This window comes from Allobrachymonas sp., from assembly GCF_041912815.1.
GTDB lineage: Bacteria > Pseudomonadota > Gammaproteobacteria > Burkholderiales > Burkholderiaceae_C > Brachymonas.
Window position 1 is genome coordinate 341,301 of sequence record NZ_JAYRLV010000001.1, and the last position, 16,462, is coordinate 357,762.

At 62.2% G+C, this 16,462-nt stretch carries 16 protein-coding genes, 3 tRNA genes and 1 pseudogene; 12 read left to right on the plus strand and 8 right to left on the minus strand.

Annotated elements, in window-relative coordinates; all coding sequences use genetic code 11:
- Positions 1-28 precede the first annotated feature (28 nt).
- Positions 29-592: a hypothetical protein gene (locus ACE3P9_RS01555; protein ID WP_374491268.1), complete on the minus strand. Its 564-nt coding sequence runs from the start codon at positions 590-592 to the stop codon at positions 29-31.
- Between the two features lie 357 nt (positions 593-949).
- On the opposite strand from ACE3P9_RS01555, the gene ACE3P9_RS01560 reads away from it, so the two are divergent.
- The gene (locus ACE3P9_RS01560; RefSeq protein WP_374491270.1) at positions 950-1,867 is read left to right on the plus strand and encodes a 5'-nucleotidase; all 918 of its coding nucleotides are present in this window, start codon (positions 950-952) and stop codon (positions 1,865-1,867) included.
- A 9-nt stretch (positions 1,868-1,876) separates the two neighbouring features.
- Positions 1,877-2,629, plus strand: a complete 753-nt coding sequence (gene queC, locus ACE3P9_RS01565) for a 7-cyano-7-deazaguanine synthase QueC (RefSeq protein WP_374491272.1) — start codon at positions 1,877-1,879, stop codon at positions 2,627-2,629.
- A gap of 107 nt (positions 2,630-2,736) precedes the next feature.
- On the opposite strand, the gene ACE3P9_RS01570 is transcribed toward queC, so the two are convergent.
- Positions 2,737-3,207 carry a hypothetical protein gene (locus ACE3P9_RS01570; protein ID WP_374491274.1) on the minus strand — a complete coding sequence of 157 codons (471 nt, stop codon included), beginning with the start codon at positions 3,205-3,207 and terminating at the stop codon, positions 2,737-2,739.
- Positions 3,208-3,221: 14 nt separating this feature from the next.
- Here ACE3P9_RS01570 and ACE3P9_RS01575 point away from each other — a divergent pair.
- Together ACE3P9_RS01575 and ACE3P9_RS01580 are read left to right on the plus strand one after the other, a co-directional pair.
- A pseudogene (locus ACE3P9_RS01575) lies at positions 3,222-3,266 on the plus strand (hypothetical protein); the annotation flags it as partial.
- A 178-nt stretch (positions 3,267-3,444) separates the two neighbouring features.
- Positions 3,445-3,765 carry a hypothetical protein gene (locus ACE3P9_RS01580; protein WP_374491661.1) on the plus strand — a complete coding sequence of 107 codons (321 nt, stop codon included), beginning with the start codon at positions 3,445-3,447 and terminating at the stop codon, positions 3,763-3,765.
- 299 nt (positions 3,766-4,064) lie between these two features.
- On the opposite strand, the gene ACE3P9_RS01585 is transcribed toward ACE3P9_RS01580, so the two are convergent.
- Positions 4,065-4,140 (minus strand) — tRNA-Gly (locus tag ACE3P9_RS01585).
- 78 nt (positions 4,141-4,218) lie between these two features.
- Positions 4,219-4,692, minus strand: a complete 474-nt coding sequence (locus ACE3P9_RS01590) for a universal stress protein (RefSeq protein ID WP_374491276.1) — start codon at positions 4,690-4,692, stop codon at positions 4,219-4,221.
- Positions 4,693-5,028: 336 nt separating this feature from the next.
- On the opposite strand from ACE3P9_RS01590, the gene ACE3P9_RS01595 reads away from it, so the two are divergent.
- The 3 genes from ACE3P9_RS01595 (at position 5,029) to ACE3P9_RS01605 (ending at position 7,283) form a co-directional block, all read left to right on the plus strand.
- A complete protein-coding gene (locus ACE3P9_RS01595) occupies positions 5,029-5,541 on the plus strand; it encodes a hemerythrin domain-containing protein (protein ID WP_374491278.1) in 513 nt (170 codons plus the stop codon).
- 82 nt (positions 5,542-5,623) lie between these two features.
- A complete protein-coding gene (locus ACE3P9_RS01600; RefSeq protein WP_374491280.1) occupies positions 5,624-6,265 on the plus strand; it encodes an energy-coupling factor ABC transporter permease in 642 nt (213 codons plus the stop codon).
- Entirely contained in the window at positions 6,246-7,283 is a 1,038-nt protein-coding gene (locus ACE3P9_RS01605; protein WP_374491282.1) for a P1 family peptidase, read from the plus strand. The genes ACE3P9_RS01600 and ACE3P9_RS01605 overlap by 20 nt, the downstream gene beginning before the upstream one ends.
- Positions 7,284-7,350: 67 nt before the next feature.
- Here the strand turns inward: ACE3P9_RS01605 and ACE3P9_RS01610 are convergent, their stop codons facing one another.
- Positions 7,351-8,091: a sulfite exporter TauE/SafE family protein gene (locus ACE3P9_RS01610; RefSeq protein ID WP_374491652.1), complete on the minus strand. Its 741-nt coding sequence runs from the start codon at positions 8,089-8,091 to the stop codon at positions 7,351-7,353.
- A gap of 260 nt (positions 8,092-8,351) precedes the next feature.
- Here ACE3P9_RS01610 and ACE3P9_RS01615 point away from each other — a divergent pair.
- Together ACE3P9_RS01615 and ACE3P9_RS01620 are read left to right on the plus strand one after the other, a co-directional pair.
- Positions 8,352-8,429 (plus strand) — tRNA-Arg (locus ACE3P9_RS01615).
- Positions 8,430-8,553: 124 nt separating this feature from the next.
- Positions 8,554-8,631 (plus strand) — tRNA-Arg (locus tag ACE3P9_RS01620).
- Between the two features lie 112 nt (positions 8,632-8,743).
- Here the strand turns inward: ACE3P9_RS01620 and hrcA are convergent.
- Positions 8,744-9,760, minus strand: a complete 1,017-nt coding sequence (gene hrcA, locus ACE3P9_RS01625; protein WP_374491284.1) for a heat-inducible transcriptional repressor HrcA — start codon at positions 9,758-9,760, stop codon at positions 8,744-8,746.
- Between the two features lie 30 nt (positions 9,761-9,790).
- Here hrcA and ACE3P9_RS01630 point away from each other — a divergent pair, with 30 nt between their 5' ends.
- The 3 genes from ACE3P9_RS01630 to rapZ all read left to right on the plus strand — a co-directional run bounded on the left by ACE3P9_RS01630 (position 9,791) and on the right by rapZ (position 13,372).
- On the plus strand, positions 9,791-10,702 hold the full coding sequence (locus ACE3P9_RS01630; protein ID WP_374491287.1) for an NAD kinase: 912 nt from the start codon (positions 9,791-9,793) through the stop codon (positions 10,700-10,702).
- 2 nt (positions 10,703-10,704) lie between these two features.
- A complete protein-coding gene (gene recN / locus ACE3P9_RS01635) occupies positions 10,705-12,441 on the plus strand; it encodes a DNA repair protein RecN (protein WP_374491289.1) in 1,737 nt (578 codons plus the stop codon).
- Between the two features lie 76 nt (positions 12,442-12,517).
- Positions 12,518-13,372, plus strand: coding sequence for an RNase adapter RapZ (rapZ, locus tag ACE3P9_RS01640; RefSeq protein WP_374491654.1), 855 nt, complete (start codon positions 12,518-12,520; stop codon positions 13,370-13,372).
- On the opposite strand, the gene mutY is transcribed toward rapZ, so the two are convergent.
- Both mutY and ACE3P9_RS01650 read right to left on the minus strand, forming a co-directional pair.
- Positions 13,373-14,506, minus strand: coding sequence for an A/G-specific adenine glycosylase (gene mutY / locus ACE3P9_RS01645; RefSeq protein WP_374491291.1), 1,134 nt, complete (start codon positions 14,504-14,506; stop codon positions 13,373-13,375). It abuts the gene before it with no gap.
- Between the two features lie 13 nt (positions 14,507-14,519).
- Complete coding sequence (locus ACE3P9_RS01650) at positions 14,520-16,445, minus strand: dynamin family protein (protein WP_374491293.1); 1,926 nt, start codon at positions 16,443-16,445, stop codon at positions 14,520-14,522.
- Between the last annotated feature and the right edge of the window lie 17 nt (positions 16,446-16,462).

Here is a 16,462-nt window from a genome sequence, read left to right on the forward strand (position 1 = left end):
GCCTGCGGCGACCAGTGTGTGCGTGCCGTCACTGCCCGTTGAAGGCGTCCCCTCCCGCCTGCGCTCCATTGCCGGTAGTACCCGCCCCGGCTCTGCGCGTCTTGGCCGGATTGGCTGCCTGGGCAGGCGCAGTGAGATCTGCTGCCGAATCCACGGGCACCGCATCCGCTGGCGCTGTCTTGGAAAGCGAGGCGTCCGGCTGACGTCCCGTACCGCTGTCTGCTCGGGGAGCAACGGGTGACACATCATGGCCCAGCTGGACTCCCCCCGGCGCCATGATCTCGCCCGGATGGCCACTGTGCCCGCCACCACCTCCGGCCACGGCACCGCTGCCGGCCAGCTGGGTCGGCTGCACGGGAGAGCCCTGGAGGGCAGGTTTGCGGGTGAGCAGCTGTGTCTGCTCCTGAATGTCCAGATTGCTGACCGAAGCGGCCGAGGCATCCCCCGCCGCTTCCATGTCCGACGCAGGCTGCGTGGACTTCATCCGCCAGCCGAAGTAGATGCCGCCGATCAGAGCGACGGCCGCCAGCCCTGCCACCAGAGGGACAGTCCATTTCTTGAGCAGTTTTTCCACGTTCAGGCTGTTGGGCATAGAGGGTGAATTCCAGAAAATGCATGCAGGGCCGCCACTTCGCCCACCGGTCCGGGAATTTTCCCGAAGGCTCGGCATCTCGCGCGGAATCCTGTTCCGGATTCCCCTGCGCAACAGGGCTGCCCCTCCAGTCGCGGCACGGCTGGAAAATCAACCTTCTGGGAGCCTCCAGAAGGCAGCATTCCCACGCCTCCTGCGCGACACTGCCTGCGATTATGCGGCGTTTAGGGCCCGCATGTGAGTCTCAGCCTCGCCATCCGTCCGGTTTTCTGCCCCGCGTCCTTTCCTGTCACCGTTGCATCAGCCCGTGAACGATTGGGCTATCATCGTCCCGATTCACCTCACCACTCCTGTCGCATGCCCGCATCCCTGGACGGCAAGCTTGTCGTCGCCATTTCCTCGCGTGCCCTGTTCGATTTCGAGGCCGAAAACCGACTGTTCGAAGCCGGTGACACCCGCGCCTACATGCATGCCCAGCTCGCGCACATCGATGATCCTGCAGCCCCCGGAGTCGCATTCTCCCTGGTGCGCAAGCTGCTCGGTTTCAACACCTCCGACCACCAGCGAGTCGAGGTCGTCCTGCTCTCGCGCAACGATCCTGTCAGCGGCATGAGAGTCTTCCGCTCCGCCACTGCGCACGGACTCCACTCCATCCAGCGAGGCGTATTCACGCAGGGGGACGATCCCTTCCGCTATCTGCGTCCGCTGGGCGCCCATCTCTTTCTCTCGGCCAATGATGCCGACGTGCGGGAAGCGCTGGCCCTGGGATTTCCTGCCGCCCGCGTCGCCACCTCGGCGCCACAGGCCAGCGACCAGCATCCCGATACGGTCCGGATCGCCTTCGACGGTGATGCCGTGCTGTTCGGCGATGAGGCCGAACGCATCTATCAGCAAAATGGGCTGCCCGCCTTCCAGGCCCACGAGGTCGCCCATGCATCCAGCCCCCTCCCGCCCGGCCCCTTCAAGCCGTTTCTGGAAGCGCTGCACAGTCTGCAGACTGCCTCCGAACAGGGCGACACACCGATGCGTCTGCGCACCGCTCTGGTCACGGCACGCAGCGCTCCCGCACACGAACGCGCCATCCGCACCCTGATGAACTGGCACATCTCCATCGACGAGGCCATGTTCCTCGGCGGACTGGCCAAGGGGCCCTTCCTGCGCGAATTCGAACCGGATTTCTTCTTCGACGACCAGACCGGCCACGTCCGCAACGCGTCCGAGCATGTCCCTTCGGGCCTGGTCACGTTCGGCGTCAGCCACGAACATCTTTCCTGATCTCTCCGCATGAACCTCCATTCCCATCTCACATCCCGCCGCGCCCTGGTGCTGTTCTCCGGAGGGCAGGATTCCACCACCTGCCTGGCCTGGGCCCTGCAGCGCCATGCCCACGTGGAAACCGTAGGATTCGACTACGGCCAGCGGCACCGTGTCGAACTCGATGCCCGGCTCCACGTCCTCGATGCCCTGCGCGCACAGTTTCCTTCCTGGTCAGGCCGACTGGGGGAGGATCACATGCTCGACGTGAACATCCTCGGCCAGATCAGTGACACTTCGCTCACTCGCGACATGGCATTTGCCATGGAAGCCAACGGGCTGCCGAATACTTTCGTGCCTGGACGCAATCTCGTGTTTCTCACCCTGGCCGCCGCTCTGGCCTACCGTCGAGGCATCGACGTGCTGATCACAGGCGTGTGTGAAACGGATTTTTCGGGATACCCGGACTGCCGGGACGACACCATCAAGGCCATGCAGATCGCCCTGTCACTGGGCATGGATCGCCGCCTGCTCATCGACACCCCGCTGATGTGGATCGACAAGGCAGAAACCTGGGAACTCGCACATCGCCTCGGCGACGCCAGCGGCATCCCCGAGGGGGGCTCCCGGCTGGTCGACCTCATCATCGAACACTCGCATACCTGCTACATGGGTGACCGCTCCCATCGTCACGCCTGGGGATACGGCTGCGGCAGCTGTCCTGCCTGCCAGCTGCGCGCCCGGGGCTACGAAGCCTATCTCGCAGCCCAGCAGTCCCACTGACACACAAGTTCCTCGTGAAGCCGCCATGCTGCAGCGCCCTTGGAGAGCCCCGCAGGAGCACCAGGCACGGCCCGCGCATGACGGTGAAAACCTGACTCATTGCACGCTCACAGCCGATGCCTCGAGCGTGTGAGCACGCCTCCAGTCACGACCAGCACCAGCGACAACGCTGCCAGCAGCAAGGCCAGCCATGCCCTGCTGGCCAGGGCAAATCGCCACCCCACCAGCGGCGCAAGCGGTGCCTCCAGCGCGCCGGTGAGCAGCATGCCCACATGGAGCGCAGCGGTATATATGCCAGTCACCGCGCTCATGCAATGCCGAAAATCGCGCGCAATGACCATCAGACTCGCAATGTGGCCGATTCCCAGACAGGCACCAATGAGCAGAGTCCCTGCGAACATCCCGAACAGCCCCGAGCAACGGCTCAAACCATCCCACGGCACCGATTGCCAGATCGATCCCCGTGGCATGCCCGCACACAGAAACCACCTATCCGGAGCCTCAGCCCCGCCAAGACGGCCAAAACCCGCGCACAGATCATCGAGGCGGCATTGGCCGAATTCATGCAGCAGGGTCATGCAGCGGCCACCCCATGGGCCATATTGCCCAACGCGCGGGCTTGGCCAAAGGGACGCTCTACACCTGTTTCGAAAACAAGGAAGCGCTGTTTCTCGGCCTGATCGAGCAGGTGGTCAAGGGCCCGCTCAGCGAAGTCGAGAAGCAGCCGATTCGCGAGAAAGAACTCGTGGTCGACCATTTCCGGCGCACCCTGCTGCCTGCCATGCGCACCATGGAAATGACGTGGACGCGCTTCGGTGGCCCATCTGATTCTGGCGGAAGGGGTCAAGTTTCCCTTCCTGATCGAAGCCTATCGAAGGGAAGTCCATGCCCCCTTCCTGGCGCACATCCGTCACCATGCGCAAAGGGTCTTCCAGCGCGGCGAAGTCGGTGATGACACCCTGGCACAGCATCCCCATCTGCTCGCTGGACCGCTGTGGATCGGCATGATCCACCATGGCATCCTTGACCCCGAGCATCCGATCGATGGCGGCACGCTGTGCGAATCGCAGCTGCGCATGCTGTTCCGTCCACCATGCGAGTCTTCGTCCGTCACCGTAAGTTCCGTGCATTCCTGAGGGGCGGCGGTGAGCCCTTTCTCCGGCACAAAGAAAAGGCAGAAGCTCCAGCACGCTTGGACGTTTGATTCCTGTACAGGATTCGGCCGGATGCGCATGTCATGCGCCACAGGCTCACGGCGCGTCTTCAGTGCCCATCCCCATCGGCACCAAGATAGAGCCCTGGGGAGGGCTGCATCACATGTTGCATGCCACAACATGCATGTGCTTTGAAAAGCCACCGTTAAAACGAAAAAAAGGGCCGAAGCCCTTTTTTCAACAATGTGCAGATTGTGTACTGCAGTCTGCACATTCACATATGGAGCGGGAAACGAGACTCGAACTCGCGACCTCAACCTTGGCAAGGTTGCGCTCTACCAACTGAGCTATTCCCGCGTTGTGCTGAAGCATGAAGTATAGCGCAGTTTCAGCACGCTCGTCAAAAGATCTGCATTTTTTGCAGAACAGCGCCGTTTAGCCCGCTGTCTGGGTCGCGCCTGCCTGGGCTGCATCCTGGTGCACCACCAGCACCGACATGGGCGCATGCGACACCACACGCTGTGCCACGCTGCCAAGCATGAGCTTCTCGACGCCATGACGGCCATGAGACCCCATCACGATCAGATCGGCACCCAGCTTCTGGGCCTGGTCGATGATGCCCTTCCACACCGCATAGGCATCTACCGTCATGACATCCACGGCCAGCCCCTTGGCGGCGAACATGGCTTTCACCTGATCGAGCACTTCGGTTGCTTCCTTGGTGATGGCGCTCATGTACTGTGCCTGCCCAAAGGCGAAATCCGGGCCGGCGCTGGCAAAGGGATAGGGATCGAGCACATACACTGCAGTGACCTTGGAGCCCAGCGCCTTGGCCAGATCGGAAGTCTTTTCCACGGCAAGCGTGGAGGTACGTGAACCGTCAACCGGCAGAAGGATATGTTTGAACATGATTCGTCTTCCTCAAAAGAATGGTGAATGGTGCCGGTCATCCCTGGAGGCTGCTACCCGTCCGCCTCCCTGCGACGCTCCGTCTTCATCAGCTCAATGAAGGCCGGATGTCAACCCTGCCCCGAAGCTGCTGCGGGTCTGGATGACCACGCCCGCCACTCCGAGGGACACCGAATGCAATGCAGGGAAAGTGTACTCTGCGCCATGCGGATTGATAAGCCACGCAGACAGTGCCTGATTCAGGTCAAGGTATGCAGCGCATGTGGCTATACACTGCATGCGCCTGTGCGCCGACACGCGCACAGGGATCATCGAGTCATCAAGGCAGAGGCAATCATGAGCAAACTGGAGTGGAATGAGGATTTCGTGCTCGGCGTGGACGCCATGGATCAGACCCATGTCGAATTTGTCGACCTGCTTGCACGCGTCGAGGCTGCCGACGATGCCCACCTGCTGGAGGAATGGCAGCACCTCATCGATCACACGGATGTGCATTTCGACAACGAAAACCGGTGGATGCTGGCCACCCGGTTTGCTGCCAGCAACTGCCACACCACCCACCATGGCGCTGTGCTGGGCGTGATGCGCGAAGGCCTCGAATATGGCCGCAAGGGCCATCTCAAGGTGGTACGACAGATGGCAACCGAACTGGCAAACTGGTTTCCCCAGCATGCAGACACCATGGATGCAGCCCTGGCCCTGCATCTGCGGCGGGTGGGCTACGACCCTGTCACGGGTGCCATGACACATCCCGAAATGCTTCCCCACGACGTGATCCACGGCTGTGGCGGAGACACCTGCTCCGAAGACTCCCAGGATCAGGCCACCCAGCCCCCTGTCACTGCCTGAGCACGCATCCGGAGCCAGGAAAACATTCTTTCGCGGAGTTTCTTCTCTATTCCTCTGGCACGAGAAGGGTATGATCCGCGCCATGGATACTTCCTGGGAATGGTTGCCGGTTCTGCTCGCCCTTGGCATCGCACTGTCGATGCAGCCGTGGCGTCTGCTGCGTGATACAGAGCTGCTGAACCCCTTTCTAGGGAGCCTGGTCATTACCCCATGGCTGTGGGCACTCCCCCGGCTGCACACCATGCCGCTTCAGCTGCAGCTGACCGGCTCGTGCATGGTGCTTCTCATGCTTGGCTGGCCCTTGGCAGTGCCTGCCTTCTGCCTGATCGCCGTGCTTTCGGCATGGATAGGTCATGCCCCACCCCAGCTGATCATGGAAAACGCTTTCTGGCTGGGCATCCTCCCTGCCACCTTGGCCATGCTGCTGGGGGCCCTCATCCGCAGATTCATCGGCACGCACCTGTTCGTGTACATCCTCGGTCGCGGCTTCTTTGGCACAGTAGCCTGCGTGTTCGCTTCCAGCGTGCTGCATGAATGGGCCGGCATGTCCTTGCCCCACGTCGATCCAAGTCTCACCACCATTGCCCACTGGCTCATTGCCTGGGGGGATGGTTTCATGACAGGCATGCTGACCGCCATTTTTGTGGCCTTCCGCCCGGAATGGCTGGCCACCTGGTCGGATGGGCTGTATTTTCATCATCCCCATGATCCCCCTTCCGCATGAATCCGGCTGCATCACGGATGTGCGGGGCGTGATCGCCGGACATCACACCCGCTCCGATCGGCCCACCGGCTGCAGCGTCGTGATGGTTCCGCAAGGAGCGGTGGCCGCAGTGGACGTGCGCGGCGCTGCACCAGGCACGCGCGAAACCGATCTGCTCAGATCCGGCAATCTCGTACAACGCATCCACGCCGTAGTGCTGAGCGGTGGCAGTGCATGGGGACTGGACACCGCCACGGGAGTCATGGCCTGGATGGAAGAGCACGGGCTGGGCATGGAAACCGGCTTCGGCCACCTGCCCCTGGTGTCGGCTGCCGTGCTGTTCGACCTTCCGACAGGGAATGCCCGTATCCGCCCCACCGCGCAGGATGGCCATGCCGCCTGCACTGCGGCATCCCAGAAGCCCCTTGCACAGGGCAATGTCGGTGCGGGAGCCGGTGCCACAGTGGGCAAGCTTTTCGGAAACGACTGTGCCATGAAAGGGGGCATAGGCTCCGCCAGCCTCACCTTGCACGGCATCACGGTCGGGGCACTCGTGGCCTGCAACGCCGTCGGCGATGTGCGTGATGCTGCAAATGGCCATCTCCTGGCCGGCAGCCGCAAAACGCCGGACAGCCTTGAACTGCGAGATTCGATGGCCAGTCTGGTGCAGGGCCAGTCACCGGCCACAGTGCTGCCTGGCACCAACACCACCATCGGCGTCATCGCCACCGATGCCCGGCTCAGCCGCGAACAGCTCCAGCGCCTGACCGTGGCCGGGCACGATGGTCTGGCCCGCTGCATCACACCGGTGCATACCCTGCTGGATGGCGATACCCTCTTCGCCCTGGCTACAGGGCAGGCCGATGTCGCGGACACGCCACCGCCGGATGGACTGACACTGGCAGCCATGACCAGCACAGTGGTGTCCATGGCCGTACATTCCGCCATCTGCAGCGCACAGTCCCTGCGGACAGACGATTCATTTTGGCCCAGCGCAGCCGAAGCAGCGTTGGCTGCCCGCCCCCGCCCGCAGAAATAGCCCTCGGACCTGATCGGATCCCAAGCGCAGCACACTGGATCCTTTCCCCAATCGGTTCCGTCAAGGGTCAATGGATGGGCCTCAGAAAGAGCCCCACCGTCAGACCCAGTCCGATGGTGACAATGGCCATGCGCAGAAGACGCTCGTTGACACGGTGCAATGCCCAGGCTCCGAGCAAGCCTCCGAGAATGGCTCCACTTCCCAGACACACGGCCTCACGCCAGTGCAGATCCGGGGAGAAGACAAACAGAGCCACAGCCGATGCGTTCATCACTCCGGCAAGAGCATTCTTGGTTGCCCCGGCATTGCGCGTCGGCAAGCCGGCCATGGTGAGCGCCGCCATCATGAGAAAGCCTATGCCGCCACCAAAATACCCCCCATAGATGGCGATGAGAAACTGCACCATCCCTGCCGCCACCGGCCCCAGAGAGGCAGAAGCCTCGATCGGCCTGCGACGAAAGCTGCCCCAGGCAAACATCACGGTGGCAAACAGCACCAGCCATGGCACGAGACGTGCAAAGATCGAGGAAGGGGTCTTGAGCAGCAGCAGCCCCCCGAGGGCCCCTCCCAGCAGACTGATGACGAACAGCGCCCTGAACCCCAGCTTTCCAGCCCCCGTCACGTGGCGCCGCCCTGCCCAGCCCGAAGTCACCTGCCCGGGAAACAGGGCCACCGTGGAGGTGATGTTGGCAGCGAGCGGCGACATGCCAGACAGGATCAGGGTAGGCAGGGTAATGAACGACCCCCCTCCAGCCAATGCGTTCTGGAGGCCCGCCCACATGCCGGCCATGAAAATCAATGCATAGATCATTCGTCATTCCTCTCCCGCGCCAGGCCCATCACGCCCCTCAAGGACGCACTCCCTCTGCGAATTGCACGCCATTCTAGGGATACCGGAACGACTGCGCACACGCAGGGCCTCCACAGACTTCTCACCGCCTCTTTCATGAGAGGTGAGAAAAGGCGGCATAAAAGGAGTCCTGTTGCCTCCCATGACGCAACTTTCTTGAAGCACAGAATCATCTGCAGGCCACATGCCTCAAAATGCTGCTACAATTCAATGCTTCAGCGGCTGTAGCTCAGTTGGATTAGAGTACTTGGCTACGAACCAAGGGGTCGTGGGTTCGAATCCTGCCAGCCGCACCATCTTGAAAAGGCCTGCACTTTCTGTGCAGGCCTTTTTCTTTGGCATGGAATCGTCTGCATCGACACATCTCTCCTGCAAACTCCTCATAACCATCAAAAAGTCATGCTACAATGCATGACTTCAGCGGCTGTAGCTCAGTTGGATTAGAGTACTTGGCTACGAACCAAGGGGTCGTGGGTTCGAATCCTGCCAGCCGCACCATATTGAAAAGGCCTGCACTTTCTGTGCAGGCCTTTTTCTTTATCTTCTTTATCCCTGTTTCTGCGCCGCACAGAGGCAGCCTCGCCTCCGTTTTCGTCCTCAGCGGAAAAAATCAGCGCGGGCTGAGGGCACCACTCACCAGCTTGGAAGTGATGTCGACGATATCGACCATGCGGCGATAGGGCATGCGCACGGGGCCAATCACCCCCAGAGTGCCGACCACCTGCCCTCCCACATGGTAGGGCGCGCTGACCACGGACAGCTCCTCCACTGGCAGCGAGCCACTTTCGCCCCCGATATAGATATGCACCCCTGCCGCCTGGATCGACTCGTCGAGCAGCCGCATGAGCTGTGTCTTCTGCTCGAACAGCTCGAAGGCACGACGCAGCTGGGTCATGTCGGAGGAAAAATCCGTGACGGAAAGCAGGTTGCGCTCTCCCACAATCACCACGTCCTGTCCGTGATCCTGCAGCTCTTCGGCGCTGGCCTGAATGGCCGCCTCCATGAGTGCAGCTATTTCACCCTGAAGGTGCTCGACCTCTCCGCGCAGACTGGCCCGCACCTGTTCCATGTCCATGCCGCTGTAGTGCTGGTTGAGATGGCTGGCGGCTTCAGTCAGTCGGGGCTGGTCGAAATCGGTCTCGGTGAAAAGGACACGGTTCTGCACGTCTCCGCCTGGCGACACCAGAATGACCAGCACACGCCGCTCGGACAGGCGCAAAAAATCAATGTGCCGAAAGGCCGATCCACGGCGAGGACTGACCACGACCCCCACGAACTGCGACAGATCCGAAAGCATATGGGCTGCCTTGGCAACGACCTGCTTGGGTTGCTCTGGTTCGAGCGTGAGGCTGGTGGGAATCTGCCTGAACAGACCAGCCGGTTCGGCGGTGAGCATGGCATCGACCACCATGCGGTAGCCACGCGCAGTGGGAATGCGGCCTGCCGAGGTATGAGGACTCGCCAGAAGCCCCAGATCTTCCAGGTCCGCCATGATGTTGCGGATGGTTGCTGAAGACAGCTCCAGTCCGGGCATCTGCGAAAGCGCACGCGACCCTACGGGCTGCCCGTCGGCAATGTAACGGTCCACCAGGGTCCGGAGCAGCAACTTGGCGCGGTCATCAAGCATGGCGTCACATTTTAATGATCTAATGCACACATGAAACCAAGATTTCAACATGTGGGGCTGATAGGAAAGTACCTGCGCAACTACCCGGCGCCGCAGGCTTCACAGACCGAGGGGACACCCGCCAACATCCTGATGAGCGTCGCTACCTGCCTGAAGGAGCAGGGATGCCAGGTAGCCATCGAATCGCGCTCCGCCGAGATCACCGGACTGGATCGGCTGTTTCCCACCCTGGAGATGGTGGAGATCGGCCAGCAGTGCGATCTGGCTGTAGTGGTGGGTGGAGACGGCACCATGCTGAGTGCTGCCCGTGAACTGGCCCCTGCCCAGGTACCGCTCATCGGCATCAACCAGGGACGTCTGGGCTTCATCACCGACATTCCGATCGACCGGGTGAGCGACACGCTGCCGCCCATGCTGCAGGGGGCCTATACCGAGGATCCCCGCGCCATGATCCACAGCCACGTGATGCGGGGCAACAGCTGCGTGTATGACGCCCTCGCCTTCAACGACGTGGTCATCAACCGGGGAAGCACCTCGGGCATGGTGGAACTTCGCATCGAAGTGGATGGCAATTTCGTCTGCAACCAGCGTGCGGATGGTCTCATCATCGCCACCTCCACAGGCTCCACGGCCTACGCACTGTCGGCCGGAGGGCCGCTGATGCATCCCTCCATTCCGGGCTGGGTGCTGGTGCCGATAGCCCCGCATACCCTGTCGAACCGCCCCATCGTGCTCTCGGATTCCTGCAAGGTGACGCTGGAACTGGTGGCTGGACGCAAGGCCAGTGCCACCTTCGATACCCAGTCGCTTTCTGCCCTGCAGCCCGGAGATCGGGTGGTGGTGCAGCGCTCAGAGCTGCAGGCCCGGTTTCTGCACCCCATCGGCTGGAATTATTTCGACACCCTGCGGGAAAAACTGCACTGGAACAAAGGAGGCAACTGACCATGGCCCTGCGGCGCATCACACTTCGCGATTTTGTGATTGTGCAGACGCTGGACCTGGATCTTGCCGACGGGTTTACCGTGCTCACAGGCGAGACCGGGGCAGGCAAGTCCATTCTGATCGACGCTCTGCAGCTCGTCATGGGAGCACGCGCCGATGCACATGCCGTGCGCGAAGGCTGTACCCGCGCAGACATCACTGCCCAGTTCGACACCATCGCACCTGTGCTCCCACTCCTCGATGCCTATGGCATCGAGCCTGATTCCGAGTCGGGCCTGCTGCTCAGGCGCAGCATCGACAGCCAGGGCAAGAGCCGCGCCTGGATCAACGGCACCCCTGCCACGGCGACCCAGCTGCGCGAGCTGGGCAGTCTGCTGGTCGATATTCATGGCCAGCATGCCTGGCAGTCCCTGATGCATCCGGCCTCGATCCGCCTGCTGCTCGACGCCTATGGCCGCATTCCGGCAGAGGCCCTGCAGGTTCCCTGGGCACAGTGGCATGCACTCCAGGCACAGCTCGAAGCAGCCCAATCAGGTCTGGCACGCCGCGAGGAAGAACGCGAGCGACTGCAGTGGCAGGTGGCCGAGCTCGACAGGCTTGCCCCCCAGCCAGGCGAATGGGACACGCTCAATGCAGAACACCAGCGCCTGTCGCATGCCCAGCAGCTCCTTGAAAGTGCACGGCAGGCCATCGACCTCCTCGACGCCGAGGAAGTCGGCGTACAGCATGGCCTGCGCCGCGCGGCCCAGACTCTGGCCGACCATGCCTCGATCGAACCCCGTTTCCAGGAATGGATCGAGCTGCTCGAATCCAGCCAGACCCAGTTGCAGGAAACGCTGCGTGGCTTGGGCGGCTATCTCGATCGCGTCGAATGGGATCCGGAGCAGCTGGCCCAGCTCGATCAGCGCCTCGGAAGCTGGCTGAGCCTGGCACGCAGGCTGCGTCTCGCACCGGAATCGCTGCCTTCAACCTGGCAAGACTGGAAACAGGCGCTGCAAGCTCTCGAAGACGACATCGATGTGGCGGCCCTCGAAACCCGGGTGACGCAGGCGCGGGAAGCCTATCTCCTGGAAGCCGAGCACATCAGCCAGCTCCGCCGCAAGGCCGGCGCCCAGCTCGCTGTCGCCATCACGGCCGCCATGCAGGAACTCGGCATGGAGGGGGGGAGATTCGAAGTCTCTTTCCTCCCAGCTCCTCCCTCTGCCACTGGCACGGACACCATCGATTTTCTGGTATCAGGACACAGCGGCAGCAGTCCTCGCCCCATTGCCAAGGTGGCCTCTGGCGGCGAACTCTCGCGCATCTCGCTGGCCATTGCCGTCACTACCAGCAAGCTGGGACAGGCTCCCACCCTGATCTTTGACGAGGTCGACGCGGGCGTGGGTGGCATCGTGGCCCACACCGTGGGCCGCATGATGCGCCAGCTGGGACAGGATCGCCAGGTACTGGCCGTCACTCACCTGCCACAGGTAGCAGCTTCTGCCCATCATCACCTGCGTGTATCCAAGGCCATCGATCCCCAGGACCACGCCACAGTCAGTCATACCGAACCGCTCGACGATGCCGGCCGTGCTGCCGAACTGGCCCGCATGCTGGGCGGCGAGCCCGGTGCAGCCACCCCATTGGCCCATGCCCGAGAAATGCTGAAAACCGGACAGGCCACTGGGGACGAATCGGTACAGACCGAACTTTTCACCTCCCGTGGCCGCAGCGCGTCTTTCCGGACACGCCCTTCCTGAGCCGATCATGCCCCCCCTTTCTCCCCTCCCCTCCTCGCTTCCGGCCAGCCCCTCTCCCTCTCCAGAGGCCCTCCCCATGCGGCTGGTGATCATCAGCGGCATGTCGGGCTCCGGCAAGTCGGTGGCACTGCATGCCATGGAGGATTCCGGTTTTTACTGCGTCGACAACCTGCCGCCCGAGCTGCTGCTGCCGTTCATTGAAGTGGAGCGCCAGCACCAGAGCCGCCTCGTGGCCATTGCCGTGGATGCCCGCAGCGCCAATTCCCTGCCCCTCATTCCGCTGCAGATCAACACCCTGAGGCGCAGTGGGGTCGAGGTATCGGTGCTTTTTCTGGACGCCAGTGACGCCACGCTCATGCGCCGTTTTTCGGAGACGCGTCGCAAGCACCCCCTCACACGCATCGCAGGCAAGAACCAGGATCAGGATCTGCGCGATGCCGTTGCACTGGAGCGCGAGCTGCTGGCAGATTTCCGCAGCCACGCCCATGTGATCGACACCACGATGACCCACGCAGCCCAGCTGCGCAGCCACATCCGTGCCCTCATGGCGCTGCCGCAAAGCCACATCACGCTCGTGTTCGAATCCTTCGGATTCAAGCGTGGCACTCCGACCGACGCGGATTTCGTGTTCGATGTGCGCATGCTGCCCAACCCGTATTACGAGCCGGCGCTGCGCCCGCTGACGGGCCGTGATGCCCCAGTCATCGACTACCTGGAAGCACAGCCTGAAGTCGGCATCATGCACGCCAACATCCGGGACTTCATGCAGCGCTGGCTGCCTGCACTGGCGGAAAACCACCGCAGCTACGTCACCGTGGCCATAGGCTGCACCGGAGGACAGCACCGTTCGGTCTATCTCGTCGAACGGCTTTATCAGGATTTCTGCAGCGAGTGGACCTGCCTGCGCCGCCACAGGGATCAGGATTTCTGATCAATCCTTGCGGCTCTCTGTCCAGAGAACCGGATGTTCTCTTTCCTGCAGCCATTTGCGCACCGGCGCTGGCAGCCCCAGGGACTGCCAATCCGAGCGCCAGCCGGCCTGTCTTTCCGCATCCGATGGCCCTGACGCGGCAGAAGCATCCACCTGCAGACACAACGGCTGCAGATACAAATCCTTGTGGGTCAGCACATGCCTGAAAGAAGGAAATGCCTCCAGCGCTCCTTCGGCTGCCACTCCCCATTGGGCCCTGGCGTACTCGCGGGCGTCCTGCTCCGCAGCAAATACCGGCAGACAGTACAGTCCCGCCCAGATGCCTGTGGACGGGCGTTTTTCCAGCCATATGCCGGCTGCCGATTCTGCCACCAGCAGCCACCACGTCTCCGCTGTACGGCGCAGGCGACGCGAACGCACCGGATATGCGGTTTCGCAGTGCAATGCATGGGCCACACAGCAAGACTCCATGGGACACTGGGTGCATACAGGATTCCTGGGAGTGCAGATCATCGCCCCCAGATCCATCAGCCCCTGGGTATAGGCCTGCATGTCGGCTGGACAGACAGGAGCTGCCGGAAGCAGTGCCGCTGCCCGCCCAACCAGGCGACGCAGCGCGGCCACCTGCGAGAGATCATCTGCCATCCCCAGCACCCTGCAGAGCACCCGCTGGACATTGGCATCCAGAATCGATACCCGCTCCCCGAACGCAAAAGCCGCAATGGCTGCTGCCGTCGAGGGGCCTATGCCCGGCAGCTGCTGCAACTCAGCCGCCGAACGGGGAAAGCATCCGCCATGGTGCGCCACGATGTCCTGGGCGCAGCGATGCAGATTGCGGGCGCGGCTGTAGTAGCCCAACCCGCTCCAGAGCGCCATGACCTCATCCTCATGGGCACGTGCCAACGCCTGCACATCCGGAAATGCCTGAAGAAACCGCCCGTAGTACCCCAGAACCGTCGTGACCTGCGTCTGCTGCAGCATGATCTCGGAGAGCCATATCCGATACGGATCACGCCCCCCCTGCCAGGGCAGCCCATGCCGCCCGCAGCGCCGCTGCCACTCGATGAGCCTGCGCGCAAAGAGAACTTCCACCTCCGCGTGCTCGTTCGCTCCCTGGCTGTCGGATATCTCCATGTGCAGTGCGTCGTCAGGCTGTGGGGACTGGAAATGTCGCCAGCTCTTCGATCATCCGGCGCAGTTCCGCTTCTGCGGCGTGATTGGCCGCCAGCGCATCCTGAATTTCCTGAATCCGTCCATCGAGATCGCTGGACGCAGACTCTGCCCGCTCCAGCGTCTTCATGCGACGCTTGAAGCTCCGGCGGCGCTCGCGCAGCTGCGTATCGATCTGACTGGCCACCGATCGGCTCCACTGCTCAATGTCGTTCATGGCCTTCTCGAACACGATCCGCAGACGCGACACCAGTGCCCTCAGCAGCCGATCCACGAATTCGGGCTGTGACAGCTTCAGGAGATTGCCCATTCCCAGGTAGTGCGCATGCCCAGTCTCGATCTCTGCGAGCTGGCGCAGATAATCGTCCATGCGGGGCGGCGGATCGGCCTGCAGCGTGAAGGCAAATTCTGCATTCAGCTGCTTGAACATGTTCTGGAACAGCCCGTGCATGTCATGGGCCTTGGCATCGGCCTCCATCACCCGTGCCTTCAGCTGCTCGAAAGTCGTGGCGTAGGCCTTGCGTACCCCGAGCTTGATGAACCCCGACTCCTGCAGAGCGCTCCTCAGTCCCCCCATGTCCTTGAGCAGCTGGTTGCTGCCCAGCAGATCGAAGATTTCCTGAAGAATCTTGCGGTGCACGGCGCGCAGCGCGTGGGCCCTGCCCACCGACATGTCAAAGCCTTCCTGCTCGCCCGCAATGCGCTTGCGCTGATGGTCAATGGCAGCCTCGGTCTTGCCCATCAGGCCATGGAGCTCTGCCACCTGGTCATCGAGCTCCTGACGCTGCATGGCAAAGGCCTGCTCCTGCTGACGCTCGATGGCCCTCATTCCCGCCGCCATGCGGGCCTGCAGAATGGCCTGGCGCTGATGCACGATGCGCTCGCCGAGCACCTGTTCCAGCTCCGGCAGGCGGCTGCGGGCCAGCATGTCTGCATCCCCCGACACCTTGGCCTGCAGCCCCTTCTTGGCGGAGACGGTCATCACGCGGTCTTCCCAGACTCCGAGAATCTGCGCAGACTGCCGGCGCTGTGCCTCGATCTGCTCGTCCACCTGCGAATCCGAACTGAGCGTGTCATCCCACAGCGTGTCGATTTTGTTGAGCACCACAAAGCGCGAGGCATCATCGCCCCCTTCTCCCGCCAGATACTCGCGCCAGATATCCAGATCGGACGCCGTGACGCCCGTGTCCGCCCCCAGGATGAACACCACTGTCTGCGCCTGGGGAATCAGGCTCATCGTGAGTTCGGGTTCCGCCCCGATTGCATTGAGCCCTGGCGTATCCAGAATCACCAGACCCTGCCGAAGCAGCGGATGATCGAAATTGATGAGTGCATGGCGCCACTTGGGCACCTCCACGCTGCCATCTGCCGCCTGCATGGGATTGTCCTTGGCCCCATCGCTCCAGAAACCCAGCGCACGCGCATCCTCCACAGTCACCTGAATGGTGTCTGCCACCTTGTGCAGAGACTCGATGAGCTGGTCTGGATCATGCACATCCAGATCAACCTGCGTCCACTCTTCGGGAATCAGCCGCCACTCCAGGAGGGGCTTGGCTTCGAGCCGGGTGTGGATGGGAAGCAGCCGCAAGCAGGCCCTGTCCGTTCCGTCATATCCCAGCTCCGTCGGGCACATGGTCGTGCGCCCGGCACGAGCCGGCATGATGCGCTTGCCGTATCCAGCAAAAAAGATGGCGTTGATCAACTCCGACTTGCCGCGCGAGAATTCCGCCACGAAAGCCACCATCAGCTTGTCGCTGCGGTTCTGCTGCTGCAGGCGCATGAGCTGGGCCTGGGCCTCAGCCGTCGACAGTTCGTGTGCCTCCAGCCAGCGCAGCAGCTGATCGAGCCGTCGATCGATTTCCTTGCGCCACTCGGTATGTCCTTCGATCTTGTCGCTTAGCATGAAGTCAATCCATAGAA